Annotated in this window: 12 protein-coding genes; 8 read left to right on the top strand and 4 right to left on the bottom strand. The window is 59.2% G+C overall.

Annotated elements, in window-relative coordinates; all coding sequences use genetic code 11:
* Window positions 1-371 precede the first annotated feature (371 nt).
* Window positions 372-851 (top strand): DUF1289 domain-containing protein, encoded by a 480-nt coding sequence (locus tag OYW20_RS17325; RefSeq protein ID WP_268797163.1) that lies wholly within the window; start codon window positions 372-374, stop codon window positions 849-851.
* Here OYW20_RS17325 and ampC read toward each other — a convergent pair.
* On the bottom strand, window positions 848-2014 hold the full coding sequence (gene ampC / locus OYW20_RS17320; RefSeq protein WP_268797162.1) for a class C beta-lactamase: 1167 nt from the start codon (window positions 2012-2014) through the stop codon (window positions 848-850). The genes OYW20_RS17325 and ampC overlap by 4 nt on opposite strands.
* 210 nt (window positions 2015-2224) lie before the next feature.
* Here ampC and miaE point away from each other — a divergent pair, with 210 nt between their 5' ends.
* From miaE to OYW20_RS17295, 5 genes are all read left to right on the top strand, one after another.
* On the top strand, window positions 2225-2830 hold the full coding sequence (miaE, locus tag OYW20_RS17315) for a tRNA-(ms[2]io[6]A)-hydroxylase (protein ID WP_268797161.1): 606 nt from the start codon (window positions 2225-2227) through the stop codon (window positions 2828-2830).
* 443 nt (window positions 2831-3273) lie between these two features.
* On the top strand, window positions 3274-3747 hold the full coding sequence (locus OYW20_RS17310; protein ID WP_268797160.1) for a MarR family winged helix-turn-helix transcriptional regulator: 474 nt from the start codon (window positions 3274-3276) through the stop codon (window positions 3745-3747).
* Window positions 3744-5231: an efflux transporter outer membrane subunit gene (locus OYW20_RS17305; protein WP_268797159.1), complete on the top strand. Its 1488-nt coding sequence runs from the start codon at window positions 3744-3746 to the stop codon at window positions 5229-5231. Before OYW20_RS17310 ends, OYW20_RS17305 begins: the two co-directional genes overlap by 4 nt.
* Before the next feature lie 10 nt (window positions 5232-5241).
* Window positions 5242-6510, top strand: coding sequence for an efflux RND transporter periplasmic adaptor subunit (locus OYW20_RS17300; protein WP_268797158.1), 1269 nt, complete (start codon window positions 5242-5244; stop codon window positions 6508-6510).
* Window positions 6511-6573: 63 nt separating this feature from the next.
* On the top strand, window positions 6574-8106 hold the full coding sequence (locus OYW20_RS17295) for a DHA2 family efflux MFS transporter permease subunit (protein ID WP_268797157.1): 1533 nt from the start codon (window positions 6574-6576) through the stop codon (window positions 8104-8106).
* Window positions 8107-8219: 113 nt separating this feature from the next.
* On the opposite strand, the gene OYW20_RS17290 is transcribed toward OYW20_RS17295, so the two are convergent.
* Entirely contained in the window at window positions 8220-8948 is a 729-nt protein-coding gene (locus OYW20_RS17290) for a UDP-2,3-diacylglucosamine diphosphatase (protein ID WP_268797156.1), read from the bottom strand.
* The gene (locus tag OYW20_RS17285; RefSeq protein ID WP_268797155.1) at window positions 8945-9448 is read right to left on the bottom strand and encodes a peptidylprolyl isomerase; all 504 of its coding nucleotides are present in this window, start codon (window positions 9446-9448) and stop codon (window positions 8945-8947) included. The genes OYW20_RS17290 and OYW20_RS17285 overlap by 4 nt, the downstream gene beginning before the upstream one ends.
* Window positions 9449-9608: 160 nt before the next feature.
* Here OYW20_RS17285 and OYW20_RS17280 point away from each other — a divergent pair, with 160 nt between their 5' ends.
* On the top strand, window positions 9609-11306 hold the full coding sequence (locus tag OYW20_RS17280; protein ID WP_268797154.1) for a glutamine--tRNA ligase/YqeY domain fusion protein: 1698 nt from the start codon (window positions 9609-9611) through the stop codon (window positions 11304-11306).
* Window positions 11307-11330: 24 nt separating this feature from the next.
* Window positions 11331-12713, top strand: coding sequence for a cysteine--tRNA ligase (gene cysS, locus OYW20_RS17275; protein WP_268797153.1), 1383 nt, complete (start codon window positions 11331-11333; stop codon window positions 12711-12713).
* A gap of 110 nt (window positions 12714-12823) precedes the next feature.
* On the opposite strand, the gene OYW20_RS17270 is transcribed toward cysS, so the two are convergent.
* Window positions 12824-14674 (bottom strand): sigma-54-dependent Fis family transcriptional regulator, encoded by a 1851-nt coding sequence (locus OYW20_RS17270; protein ID WP_268797152.1) that lies wholly within the window; start codon window positions 14672-14674, stop codon window positions 12824-12826.
* Between the last annotated feature and the right edge of the window lie 284 nt (window positions 14675-14958).

Genomic DNA, 14958 nt, shown 5'->3' with positions numbered 1-14958 from the left:
CTCATCCGAAGAAAGTCCGCATCCAAGTGCGTTAAAACTTTTCGAGTTTTTTGGCAGGAAGCTGACGATCTCCAACAGAAGCTGTTTTCAAAGTTTTACGCCTGCATGGAACGGTTTGGGAGGGGAACGCAGGGCAAACCTGCGTTAAACCGGACTGCGGGGTTGGGCTCCCTACAACGGTAGACAGCCCTGACTGTGCTCGTGACGCTTTGAAAACAGCTTCCAACGGACATTGGCGCCTTAAAAGGCCCGGTGATTCTACGGTAAAAAAAAACTAAAGGTAAGTTAGCCCCTACATCTTCAGGGGTGTACCCCGTTAGACAAAGGGCTAACATGCGGGCTTGTTTCGTCCTCTGCCGTGTTTGTGTGCCATGCCCAATCAGACCATCAAAACGCCTTGCGTCGGCCTTTGCTCCACTGTTTACGGAGATCTGGTGTGCCGTGGCTGCAAGCGCTTTCATCACGAAGTCATTCACTGGAACGGCTATAACGAGGCGCAAAAGCGCGCCGTGTGGCTGCGTCTGGAGCAATTGCTGGTGCAGGTGATGAACGCCAAGCTCGAAGTCTTCGACAAAGACAAGCTGCGCCTTCAACTGGAGCAGCGCAAGATCCGTTTCGTGCCGCACCAGTCCGAGTATTGCTGGGCCTATCAACTGATTGCCCGTGGCGCACGCGTCATCAATCAGCTTGAGGCGTACGGCATGGTGCTGATGCCTGAGTTTCGCGACTGGGCCCTCCCAGAATTGCGTGACGCCATCGACAGGGAGTTTTTCCTGCTGTCCGAAGCGCACTACGAACGCTACATCGCACCGGGCTTTTTGAAGGATGCTTTCGGCGCACAGGGCGTCTAACGAGCATCACCGGTGAGCGCCTCAAGAATCCGATACGCCGCTGCCACGCGCTCCTCATTGGGGTAATTCTTGTTGGCCAGCAGCACAATCCCCATGCGCTTCTCCGGCACAAACGCCACATAAGTGCCGAAACCATTGGTAGAGCCGGTTTTGTTGATCCAGACGTCGTCACGCGGCGTCATTGGCGGCTGTATCTCGCGCACTGGCTTGGGTTTGAGGATCATGTCCGCCGAGTTTCCCTCTTGCAGGTCTTTCAGTGGGACCGGGTAAGGGTATTGCTCCCAGATCAGGTCTTGGGTCATGCCGCCCGCCGCGTAATAGCCGGTATGCGTGTCGTTGATCGCTTGCTCGTAAGCTTTGCCCAGTGTGATCTGCTTCATGTTGGCCTGCATGAAGCGCGTCAGATCGACGACATTCGACTTGATGCCATACGCCTCGGCCGACAACACGCCGGGCGATACGCGGATCGGTTTTTCGTCTTTGGTATAGCCCTGCGCGTAGTGAGTCATCTGCGGCGCGGGCACATCAATGTACGTGTTGCTAAGGCCCAGCGCGGGCAACAGGCTTCCCTCCATCAACGTTTTGAAATCCTGCCCCATGGCCTTCGCGGTAATCAGCCCCAGGGTGCCGATGCCCGGATTGGCGTAGGTTCTGAACGTGCCGGGTGCTGACGCAGGTTGCCACTGCTCGAAGTAGCGCGTCAGTTGGTCATTGTTGGTGATGTCTTCAGGCACCTGTAACGGCAAGCCGCCGGGCGTATGCGTCCCCAGATTAATCAGCGTCACGTCACCAAACGGGTGCTGCTTGAGCGAGGGGAAGTACTGGCTGGTTTTGTCTGACAGCGAAAGATCGCCCTTTACCTGCGCATAGGCGGCGAGGGTTGCGGTGAACGTCTTGCTGACCGAACCCAGTTCAAACAGGGTGTCGGATGTGACGGGCTGACCTGTTTGCCGTGAAGCGACGCCGTAGCTGAACAGGTAAGGCTTGCCTTCGAAGACCACGCCGACCGCCATGCCCGGGATGTTGTATCGGGCCATCATCGGGGCGAGCACTGCGTCCACTGTTGACTCAATGCGGGCGTGCAGGGCGTCTGCGGCGGCTGATGCGGTCGTGCACAAGGTCAGAAAAATGGCTGCTGCGCCGTGGGAAAGACTGATGCGCATAGCGAGTACGTCGTCCTTTTCAATCGGACGCCGAGTTTAATCGTTCAGCTGTTTGTGCGACACGGCGGTGTGCCTCATGCGCTTGGGCACCCAAGGTACGACCAGGCTGACGACGGCGTCCGTTTCTGCGCTTTTCTTCTCCACGGCACTGTTCCTGCGCAACAGCCCTCGTATAATGCTGCGCCTTGCCCACCCAGCCATTGTGAACTCATGCAGATCTATCCTGAAATCGATGCTTTCCTGCTTTGCCGCACCCCTGACAGCTGGGTTCAGGCAGCCTTGCACAATCTGGATATCTTGTTGATCGACCATGCCAACAACGAGAAGAAGGCGGCGGGCGCGGCGTTTCAGTTCATGTTCCAGTACAACGACAAGTTTGATCTGCTGAGCAAGATGTCGCGTCTGGCACGCGAAGAGCTGCGTCACTTCGAGCAGGTGATCAGCATCATCAAAAAGCGCGGCATCCCGTTGGTCAACATCAGCTCGGCGCGCTATGCAGGATCGCTGCGCAAGCTGGTGCGCAACCACAATCCCTACAGGCTGACCGATGCGCTGGTGGTGGGCGCCATCGTCGAGGCCCGCTCGTGCGAGCGTTTCGCCGCGCTGGTGCCTCATCTGGACGAGGACCTGGCGAAGTTCTACGCCAGCCTGCTCAAGTCCGAAGCAAGGCATTTTCAGGACTACCTGAAGCTTGCATACACCTACGGCGACGAAGCCGACGTCAGCGCCAAGATCGAAGAAGTGCGCCTGGCCGAGCGTGAGCTGATCGAAAGCCCGGACGTGGATTTCCGCTTCCACAGCGGCGTGCCGACCTGATCAGCGGTTGGCACCGTCCGATGCTTGCCGATTAGCGACTTTCCTCCACACACCCACGTCACGGGGACAGTGCCGCTGCGCAGCCCATCGCGGCCTCGCGTTGCTCGTCCGCTCCTGCAGGGGCGTTGGAGTCATCGGCAAATGTGTCATGCCCCAGCCTTTTTGTAGGCGTTGACGCGCCGAAGCGAGGCCGCGATTACGCCTACAGGGCCGGTGGCGTCACTCGTGTTTCCGGAGCGCCCCATTCTGGTGTAGCTGACGACCCGCGGCCAGGCCGCGATTGCGGTTATCAGGCAAAGCCCATCACCCAGAGCCCCGCATCTGCTAAGCCCCCCCCACGCTCGTCTGAAAGCTCAAATGTTAAATAATGTTTCATTGAAAAGATAACTGCCTAGGCAGTAATATCCCACCAACTCACTGCCTAGGCAGATAATTGGTGATTCATGGCGCATTTCACACCCGATAATTTTCACAGCAGTCTGCTCGGCATGTTGCTGGGCAGAACCGAGCAGCTGAAAAACCGCATTCTCGAGGCGCATCTCACCCCTTACTGCGTCTCCGCACCGCAGTTCAAAGTGCTGGTGATGATCGCGCAGTTTGGTGCCGACACACCCGCTGAGCTGTGTCGCATGCTGTCACTGGACAGCGGTTCGATGACCCGCATGCTTGATCGACTGGAGCAGAAGGCGTTGATCGAGCGCACCCGCTCGGACGCCGACCGGCGGCAGGTTCGTCTGGTGCTGACGGAAGAAGGCAAAAAACTTTCGGACTTGCTGCCGCACATTGGCGCCAAGGCCATGAACGAGATGGTCGGCATGCTCGAGGTCGAAGAGCTTGCGACACTTGAGCAGCTGCTTACCCGGATTCTGGTGGCCGCCGAAGATCCCATCACCCTGGCGCGGATCGCAGCAAAATGAACACATTCCATAGACACACATCAGCCCTGCGAACTCCTTTGAGCGTGATCATGGTCGCGCTGATGCTCGCCGGTTGCGCCAGTTCCAGTGGCCTGAACACCGAAGGCGTTGCCCTTGACGCCAAATCGCTGCGCGCCGAAAACAGCCTGCAGGGCGTCAACCTTTCGCCTGCGGCATGGCCTGCACGTGACTGGTGGAAAAGCCTGGGCGATCCGCAGCTCGACAGTCTGATCAACGAAGCCCTGCGCGACAGCCCGGACATGCAGGTTGCGGCGGCACGTACCCATCAGGCGAATGCCCAGGCCTACGGCGCCGATGCTGCACGCATGCCAACAGTGGATGCCGATGCCAGCATCTCCCGCTCGCGCCTTGATCGAGAGCAAGACCCGACCGGGCAGGGCGGTCGCTACGGCACCGTGCGCAGTCTGTCGGCCGTGTTCAATTACAACGTCGATCTCTGGGGCGGTCAGCGTGCTACCTGGGAAGCGGCGCTGGGCCAGGCGCGGGCTGCGCAGATCGATCAACAGGCCGCGCAGTTGACCCTCGCAGCCGACGTCGCCCGTGCCTACAGCGACCTCGGTCAGGCGTACATCGTGCGCGATCTGGCTGACGAAGACCTCAAGCGCACCACCCAGATGCTTGAACTGGGGCGCCGTCGTCTGACCTCCGGGATCGACAGCGAGTATCAATACCAGCAGACCGAAAGCCTGGCAGCAGGCTCGCAAGAGTCGCTGGTCGATGCAGAAAAGCGCCTGCGCACGGCAAAAATCCAGCTCGCGGTGCTGATGGGCAAAGGCCCGGACCGAACCAATGAACTGAGCCGCCCTGAGGTGTTAAAGCCTGCCGTTGTCGCGCTGCCATCGTCGTTGCCGGCCGAATTGCTGGGCCGTCGTCCGGACCTGGTCGCGGCACGCTGGCGTGTCGAGGCGGCGAGCAAAGACATCGTCGCCAGCAAGACCAACTTCTATCCAAACCTCAACCTGAGTGCGTCTGCGGGGGTGGAGTCGCTGCTCGGTGACGCCATGTTCGGTTCGGCGAGCCGCTTCTTCAACGTCGCGCCCACCATTTCATTGCCGTTGTTCGACGGCGGTCGGCGGCGTGCGGATCTGGACGCCCGAGATGCCGATTACGACCTCGCCGTGGCCCAGTACAACAAAAGCCTGGTGCGGGCATTGGGTGATGTCAGCGACAACATCAGCCAGTTGCGTTCGATCAGTGCGCAGATCGATGCGCGCCAGCACGCCACCGACGTCATCAAGCAATCCTATGGGACTGGCGCGCAGCGCTACGCCTCGGGCATCGGCAACTACGTCGATGTGCTGACCATTGAACAACAACTTCTGCAATCGCAACGCCAGCTGGCGGACCTCAATGCAGAGCGCATCGATTTGTCGATCCAGTTGATGCAGGCCCTGGGTGGCGGTTTCGCGCCCAGCGCCCCCGGCGAATCCGCCGCCCCGTCAACTGCGTCGCTGACTAAGTAAGGTAATCGTCATGGCCACTGCCTCCGAAAGTAACGCTTCACAACACTCTGCAACACCCGATCAGAAAGAAGTGCCCGATCAACACAAAGACGCAAAAGCGTCAGGTGGCGACAGCACACCCAAAGCCAATCCGCGCAAGCGCAAGCTGCTGCTGATCGGCCTGGCGCTGGTCGTCATCCTTGGCGGCCTGGGTGTGTGGGCCTGGTACGAGATGTACGGTCGCTGGTACGAAAGCACCGACGACGCGTACGTCAACGGCAACGTGGTGGAGATCACCCCGCAATCGACCGGCACGGTGGTCAGCATTGGCGCCGACGATGGCGATCTGGTGCGTGAAGGGCAGGTGCTGATTCAGTTCGATCCCAGCGATGCCGAAGTCGCGCAGCAAAGCGCCGAGGCCAATCTGGCCCGCACCGTGCGTCAGGTGCGCGGACTTTATAGCAACGTGGATGGCATGAAAGCGCAAATGGCCGCCCAGCGCGCGGAAGTGAAGAAGGCCCAGGACAACTACAATCGCCGGCGCAATCTGGCGGCCGGTGGCGCGATTTCCCAGGAAGAGCTGTCCCACGCCAAAGACGATCTGACCAGCGCACAAAATGCCCTGAACAACCTTCAGCAGCAGTTGGCGACCAGTACCGCTCTGGTGGATGACACCGAGGTGTCGTCGCACCCGGACGTGAAAGCGGCCGCCGCGCAGTTGCGCCAGGCGTATCTGAGCAGCGCGCGCAGCACATTGATCGCGCCAGTCACCGGTTACGTGGCCAAGCGCTCCGTGCAACTGGGGCAACGGGTGCAGCCGGGTATGGCGTTGATGGCGGTGATCCCGCTGAATCAGCTGTGGATCGATGCCAACTTCAAGGAAACCCAGCTCGGCAAAATGCGCATCGGGCAGCCCGTGGACATCGAGGCCGATCTGTACGGCAGCGACGTGAAGTACAGCGGCACGGTCGACAGTGTCGGCGCCGGGACAGGCAGCGCTTTCGCTTTGCTGCCGGCTCAGAACGCCACCGGCAACTGGATCAAGATCGTGCAGCGGGTGCCGGTGCGGATCCATATCAACCCGGATCAGTTGGCTCAGAACCCGTTGCGTATCGGTCTGTCGACGGTGGTCGACGTCAATCTGCACGACCAGAGCGGCCCGGTGCTGGCGCAGCAACCGCCGAAACAGGCCTCGTTCAGCACCAACGTGTATGAGAAGCAACTGGCCGACGCCGACACGCTGATCAACCGCCTGATCCACGAAAACAGCGCTGCCACCGGCAAAACCGCCCAGCGTTGATTCGCCAATCCGTACGCGGCGGCCTTCGGGCTGGCGCGACTTCAAAGTGTCAAAGGATTCGCGATGAGTAACGACGCTCCCGCTTCTTTCACGCCGCCCAGCCTGTTGCTTTGCACCATCGGGCTGTCGCTGGCGACGTTCATGCAGGTGCTCGACACCACGATTGCCAACGTCGCACTGCCGACCATCTCCGGCAACCTGGGGGTGAGTTCGGAGCAGGGCACGTGGGTGATTACCTCGTTTGCCGTGAGTAACGCCATTGCGTTGCCGCTGACCGGCTGGCTCAGCCGTCGTTTTGGTGAGGTGAAGCTCTTCATATGGGCGACGATCCTGTTTGTGATGGCGTCGTTTCTGTGCGGTATCTCGACCTCCATGCCTGAGTTGGTGGGCTTTCGCGTGTTGCAAGGGGTGGTCGCGGGGCCGTTGTATCCGATGACGCAGACGCTGCTGATCGCCGTCTATCCTCCAGCGAAAAGGGGGATGGCACTGGCATTGCTGGCGATGGTGACGGTGGTGGCGCCTATCGCCGGGCCCATCCTCGGCGGCTGGATCACCGACAGTTACAGCTGGCCGTGGATATTCTTCATCAACGTGCCCATTGGCCTGTTTGCAGCGTTCGTGGTCCGTCAGCAAATGGCTGAACGGCCGGTTACCACCAGTCGTCAACCGATGGATTACGTGGGCTTGATCACGCTGATCATCGGCGTCGGCGCATTGCAGGTGGTGCTCGACAAAGGCAACGACATGGACTGGTTCGAGTCGAACTTCATCATCATTGGCAGCGTGATCGCCGCGATTGGCCTGGTGGCGTTCGTCATCTGGGAAATGACCGACGAGCATCCGGTGGTCAACCTGCGGCTGTTTGCCTACCGCAACTTCCGGGTCGGGACCATCGCGTTGGTGGCGGGGTATTCGGGGTTCTTCGGGATCAACCTGATCCTGCCGCAGTGGCTGCAAACGCAAATGGGCTACACGCCGACTTACGCGGGGCTGGCGGTGGCGCCGATTGGCATTCTGCCGGTGCTGATGTCGCCGTTCGTGGGCAAATACGCGAACAAGTTCGACTTGCGGGTGCTGTCAGGGCTGTCGTTTCTGGGGATCGGCGCAAGTTGCTTCATGCGCGCAGGGTTCACCAGTCAGGTGGACTTCGAACACATCGCGCTGGTGCAGTTGTTCATGGGGGCGGGGATTGCGCTGTTCTTCATGCCGACGTTGAGCATTCTGATGTCGGACTTACCTCCGTCGCAGATCGCTGACGGCTCGGGGCTGGCGACGTTTTTGCGTAACCTGGGCGGCAGTTTCGCCGCGTCGCTGACCACCTGGATCTGGATTCGCCGTGCCGATCAGCACCACGCCTACCTGACCGAAAGCATCAGCGTATATGACCCGGTTACCCGGCATGCGCTGGACACCATGGGAGGGTCGAGCAATCAGGCTTACGCGCAACTGGACAGCCTCGTCACCAGCCAGGCGTACATGATGTCCACGGTGGATTATTTCTACATGCTGGGCTGGATGTTCGTTGCGCTGATCCTGGTGGTCTGGATGGCCAAACCGCCGTTTGGCGCCAAGGCTGCGCCGGGTGGCGGGCATTGATACGAAGACCCTGCCGGACCCTGTAGGAGCGCGCTTGCCCGCAATTGCGATTGTTCAGTCAAAGAAAGATGTCTGACACAAAGCCATCGCGGGCAAGCGCGCTCCTACAAGGATCACGCGTCCACAAAATCAAACGCGCTGAGCTGAAAGCCTTGCTCATCCACCTGCAACGTCCAGCCTTGCTTGTCCCAGTCACCCAACACGATGCGTTGCGCCGTGTCGTCGCCGATCTGCAGTTTGTGGATGGCTGGGCGGTGCGTATGGCCGTGGATCAGGGTTTTCACCCCGTACTCACGCATGATCCGCGGCACCTCTTCAGGCGTGACGTCGACGATGTCGTTGGTTTTCATGCGGGTTTGCGTCTTGCTTTCACTGCGCAGTTTGCGGGCCAGCTTGTGCCGGGTGCTCAATGGCAGGTGCCGCAAGACCCATAACGTAACCGGATTGCGCAAATAGCGACGCATGCGCTGGTACGCCTCATCGCGGGTACACAGGCTGTCGCCGTGCATCAGCAGTACGGCCTCACCGTTGAAGTTCACCACAGTGGGGTCACTCAACAGCGTGCAGCCTGCCGCTTTGCAGAAACTCTTGCCGATCATGAAGTCGCGATTACCGTGCATCAGAAACACCTGCGTGCCGCTGTCACTCAATGCCCGAAGCGCCTCACAGATGGAACGCTGAAAAGGCGACATCGCATCATCGCCAATCCAGGCTTCAAAAAAATCACCGAGGATGTACAAGGATTTCGCTTCGCGGGCGCGACCGCTCAGCAGATCCAGAAACGCCCGGGTGATGTCCGGGCGCTGTTCTTCCAGGTGCAGATCGGAGATCAGCAATATCACTCAATGATCTCGGCTTTTTCGATGATCACGTCTTCGGCGGGCACATCCTGATGGCCGGCTTTGGACGTGGTGGGAACGCCTTTGATCTTGTCGACGACATCAGTGCCCTCGATCACTTCGCCAAACACCGCATAACCCCAGCCCTGAACAGTCTTGCCGCTGTGATTGAGGAAGCTGTTGTCGGCAACGTTAATGAAGAACTGCGCGGACGCCGAATGCGGCTCCATGGTGCGGGCCATGGCGACGGTGTACTTTTTGTTCGCCAGGCCGTTGTCGGCTTCGTTCTGAATGCTCGGGCGCTTGTCTTTCTTTTCTTTCATGCCCGGCTCGAAACCGCCGCCCTGGACCATGAAGTTACCGATGACGCGGTGAAAAACAGTGTTCTCGTAATGTCCGGCGTTGACGTAGTCGATGAAGTTGGCGACGGTCAGCGGCGCTTTTTCGGCGTTCAGTTGCAGGACGATGTCACCGTGATTTGTGGTCAGCTTTACTTTTGACATGGGCGTGGTCGCTCTTCTGGAATTCGTGGCGGGCTGTTCTTTCAACCAGCCGGGGCAGTTTTGTCACTGCGTGCTGTCAGGGTCTTGACAGGTTCGGCTATGATAAGCGCTTTGATTTAGTCGGCCTACCCTGGCAGCCACTAGTAAGTTCAAGGATTTTATGAGCAAGCCCACTCAAGACGCCGCTGCGAATTCAAAGGCAGGCCCTGCAATTCCCACCAACTTCCTGCGCCCGATCGTGCAGGCAGACCTGGACTCGGGCAAGCACACCCAGATCGTGACCCGATTCCCGCCAGAGCCAAACGGCTACCTGCACATCGGTCACGCCAAGTCGATCTGCGTCAACTTTGGTCTGGCTCAGGAATTCGGCGGTGTGACTCATCTGCGCTTCGATGACACCAACCCGGCCAAGGAAGACCAGGAATACATCGACGCCATTGAGAGCGACGTCAAATGGCTGGGCTTTGAGTGGTCTGGCGAGGTGCGCTACGCCTCTCAGTACTTCGACCAGTTGCACGACTGGGCCGTCGAGCTGATTAAGTCCGGCAAGGCGTATGTTGATGACCTGACCCCCGAGCAGGCCCGTGAATACCGCGGCACCCTGACCGAGCCCGGCAAGAACAGCCCGTTCCGCGAGCGCAGCGTCGAGGAAAACCTGGACCTGTTCGCCCGCATGAAGGCCGGTGAGTTCGAAGACGGCGCCCGCGTGCTGCGCGCCAAGATCGACATGGCGTCGCCGAACATGAACCTGCGCGACCCGATCCTTTATCGCATTCGTCACGCGCATCACCACCAGACCGGTGACAAGTGGTGCATCTACCCGATCTACGATTTCACCCACGGTCAGTCGGACGCCATCGAAGGCATCACGCATTCGATCTGCACCCTGGAGTTCGAAAGCCATCGTCCGCTGTACGACTGGTTCCTCGACAACCTGCCGGTGCCGAGCAAGCCGCGTCAGTACGAGTTTTCGCGCCTCAATCTCAACTACACCATCACCAGCAAGCGCAAGCTCAAGCAACTGGTCGATGAAAAGCACGTGCATGGCTGGGACGACCCACGGATGTCGACGTTGTCGGGGTTCCGTCGTCGTGGATACACGCCTGCATCGATCCGCAATTTCTGTGAAATGGTCGGCACCAACCGCTCTGATGGCGTGGTCGATTTCGGCATGCTTGAGTTCAGCATCCGTCAGGATCTGGACCAGAATGCCCCGCGTGCCATGTGCGTGCTGCGCCCGCTGAAAGTCGTGATCACCAACTACCCTGAAGGCAAGGTCGATCACCTCGAACTGCCGCGTCATCCGCAGCAGGAAGAACAGGGCGTGCGCAAGCTGCCGTTCTCCCGCGAGATCTATATCGACCGCGATGACTACATGGAAGAGCCGCCCAAGGGTTACAAGCGTCTAGAGCCGAACGGCGAAGTGCGCTTGCGTGGCAGCTACGTGATCCGCGCCGATGAAGCGATCAAGGACGCCGACGGCAACATCGTCGAACTGCGCTGCTCGTACGATCCTGAAACTCTGGGCAAGAACCCCGAAGGCCGCAAGGTCAAAGGCGTTGTGCACTGGGTGCCGGCGGCTGAAAGCATCGAATGCGAAGTGCGTCTGTATGACCGCTTGTTCCGCTCGGCCAACCCTGAGAAAGCCGAGGACGGCCAAAGCTTCCTCGAGAACATCAACCCCGATTCGCTGCAGGTCCTGACCGGTTGTCGTGCTGAACCTTCGTTGGGCGAAGCTGCGCCGGAAGACCGTTTCCAGTTTGAACGCGAAGGTTATTTCTGCGCGGACATCAAGGACTCGAAACCCGGCCAGCCGGTATTCAATCGCACGGTAACGCTGCGCGATTCGTGGACTTGATGCGGTACAGGTAAGGGGCAGAACGTGCTTTCGATCTACAACACGCTCACCAAGAGCAAAGAAGTCTTCAAGCCGCTGGATGGCAACAAGGTGCGCATGTATGTCTGCGGGATGACGGTGTATGACTACTGCCACCTGGGCCATGGCCGCAGCATGGTGGCGTTCGATCTGGTCACGCGCTGGTTGCGTTTCAGCGGCTACGACCTGACGTATGTGCGCAACATCACTGACATCGACGACAAGATCATCAGCCGCGCCCATAAAAACGGCGAAGCGTTCGATGCTCTGACCGCGCGCATGATCGAGGCGATGCATGAAGATGAAGCGCGCCTGAACATCCTCAAGCCGGACATGGAGCCGCGTGCCACCGATTACATCGGCGGCATGCATGACATGATCCAGACGTTGATCGACAAGGGTTACGCCTACGCGCCGGGCAACGGCGACGTGTATTACCGCGTGGGCAAGTTCCTCGGTTACGGCAAGCTGTCGCGCAAGAAGATCGAAGATTTGCGCATCGGCGCGCGCATCGAAGTGGACGAATCCAAAGACGATCCGCTGGATTTCGTGCTGTGGAAAGGCGTCAAGCCGGGAGAGCCAAGCTGGGAATCGCCGTGGGGCGCCGGGCGTCCGGGCTGGCACATTGAATGCTCGGTGATGTCCACCTGCTGCCTGGGTGAGACGTTCGATATTCATGGCGGGGGCAGCGACCTCGAGTTTCCGCACCATGAGAACGAAATCGCCCAGAGCGAAGCGGCCACCGGCAAGACCTATGCCAACGCCTGGCTGCATTGCGGCATGATTCGCATCAATGGCGAGAAGATGTCCAAGTCCTTGAACAACTTCTTCACCATTCGCGATGTGCTGGAAAAGTATCAGCCGGAAGTGGTGCGTTATCTGTTGGTGTCCAGTCACTACCGCAGCGCGATCAACTATTCCGAAGACAGCCTGAAGGAATCGAAGTCGGCGCTGGAGCGGTTCTACCACGCGTTGCGCGGCTTGCCGCTGGCCGAGCCTTCGGGTGGCGAAGCGTTCGTCGAGCGTTTCACAGCGGCAATGAACGATGACTTCGGCACGCCGGAAGCGTGCGCCGTGCTGTTTGAGATGGTGCGCGAGATCAACCGTCTGCGCGAAAGCGATAAGGCCGCTGCTGCCGGTTTGGCAGCACGTTTGAAGCAGCTCGCCAGTGTGTTGGGCGTGTTGCAGCTGGAGGCAGACGATTTCTTGCGTGCAGGCGCTGAAGGCCGTGTCGATGCGGCAGAAGTGGAGGCGTTGATTCAGGCGCGTCTGCAGGCGCGTGCCGACAAGAACTGGGCAGAATCGGACCGGGTTCGCGACCAGCTCACCGACATGGGCGTTGTGCTGGAAGACGGCAAGGGCGTGACGACCTGGCGTTTGGCGGATTGATCATCGGCGTCAAACACCCATCGCGGGCAAGCGCGCTCCTACAAGGGATCGCATTCAACTGTAGGAGCTTGCCCGCGAAAGACGTCATTGCAGACGCCGCCGACCTCAAATCAAAACCCCTGCTCGCGCAGCCGCTTGTAAAGCGTATTGCGGCTAACGCCCAACCGCTTGGCCAGGTGGGAGATATTCCCGCCGCTCTCCTGCAACAACTCACTCAAATCCGCTGCCGAGGCCAGATTCGCTTTGGCATTCAGCGCTTCGCCGGGCTGTGAGAAATCGCTGCCCATCTCCATATCCGCGAAAAAATCCTCCGGCAAGTGCTCTGCCGAAATCACCTCGTCGTCAGCCAGCGCCAACGCCACCTGAATAACGTTGCTCAACTGACGCAAGTTGCCAGGCCACGGATGGCGTTCGAACAGTGCCATCACTTGCGCGTCGAATCCGGCTGTTTGCTCAGGTTCCCGATGTTGCTCCCAGATCCGTCGTACCAGCGCGGCTTTATCAGTGCGCTCGCGCAACGGCGGCAGCTCAAGGTTCAGCCCGCTGATTCGGTAATACAAATCCTGACGGAAGTGCCCGCTCTGCACCTGTTCGCGCAACGAACAATGGGTGGCGGAAATTACCCGAATGTCCACCGGATACAACTCGCTGCTGCCCAGCGGCTGCACGCAGCGTTCCTGCAACACCCGCAACAGTCTTGCCTGAACTGGCAGCGGCATGTCGCCGATCTCGTCCAGAAACAGAGTGCCTTTGTCGGCCTTGCGGATCAGCCCGATGCTGCCTTTGTGGTGAGCGCCGGTGAAGGCACCTTTTTCGTAGCCGAACAGCTCAGCCTCGACCAGTTCGGACGGAATCGCTGCGCAGTTGACGGCAATCAACGGCTGCTGCGAACGCGAGCTCGCCTGATGCAGGGCCTTGACGAAGACCTCTTTGCCGACACCCGTTTCGCCGTGAATCAGCAGTGGAATGTTTTTCTCCAGCAAGCGCTGCGCCTGACTGGCGGCCTTCGCGACTTTCTCGTCTCCCAATCCCATATCTGCAAGAGGCGAGGGCTCGTTGATCAGCGGTTTCCTGGCAGACGGTACGCTGCGCAGTTGGAGGACTTGAGCCTTGGGGCGCTTGAGCAGGCAATGAAAACGGTTATGCCCTGACGCCTGCAATTCGAACGGCTGGCCCTCGACCTGATCGAGCAGTTGCGAGACCGGCGCCTTGAACAGGTCTTCGATGTTGACCCGCAACAGGCTCACGCCCAGCAGATTGTCGGCGCGCCGATTGGCACAGAGGATGTGTCCGCTTTCGTCGAACACCAGCAAACCCGCCCATTGACTGTCGAGGTTATTAAGGCCGGTGTTGAACGTGAGCTGGAAATAGCTGTGGTGGAACTGGTCGAGGATTAGCCGGTTTTCGATGGTCTGGCTCATCATTTTCACCATGCCCAGCGTGTGGGATGGCGGCAGGAAGCTGTCGCTGGAGACATCGAGCACTGCGATCATGCGGCGGCTGGCATCGAAGATTGGCGCAGCAGAACCGGTCATGAAGCGATTGGCCTTCAGAAAGTGTTCGTCGTGCTCAATGTGTACAGCCTGCTCGCACGCCAGCGCGGTGCCAATGGCATTGGTGCCGGTGGCTTGTTCAACCCAGCTGGCACCGGCGACGAACCCCAGGCTTTGCTTCGGCTCGACGAAGCGTTTGGTGCCCCACGAGTTCAGCACCTGGCCTCGGTGGTCAGCCAGCAGGATCAGGCAATTGGAGTTACTGAGGATGTTTTCGTAAAAGGGCAGCACTTGCTGATGCGTGGTTTGCACTAACGAATGATTGCGCTCAAGCAACTGCGCAACCTGTTGTGCAGGTAACTGACCGAAGGCGGGGCGCGACTGATGGTCCAGGCCGAATTCGCGGCAGCGGGCCCATGAGTCCTGAATGATGGTGTCGTGATTACTGGAGACGCTGGGTAAGGCCATGGGTTGGAGTCCGCGCGGATGCTTTTATTTTTATGCTTTGTTTTTTATCAGCGGCTTGCATGAGCATCCGTGCCCGGAACCTACGTCCATTGTTGTTCAGGATTGTTCAAAGTCAATGTTCATTTTGTTCAGGTGTTCAGTGTTTACTGTTCATTTTTGTTCAGCAACGAATGTAAGTCTGATGCGCAACTCGTCGAGAAGGCTCTATTCCGTGGCTTGTGGCTGTTCAGGTGCGTGTGCGCGCGGATTGGCATGATTGTCGCTATCCAACAAGCGGGTCGACG

This window comes from Pseudomonas sp. BSw22131 (genome assembly GCF_026810445.1).
Taxonomy (GTDB): Bacteria; Pseudomonadota; Gammaproteobacteria; order Pseudomonadales; family Pseudomonadaceae; genus Aquipseudomonas; species Aquipseudomonas huanghezhanensis.
This window is presented reverse-complemented; position numbering and strand designations above follow the sequence as displayed.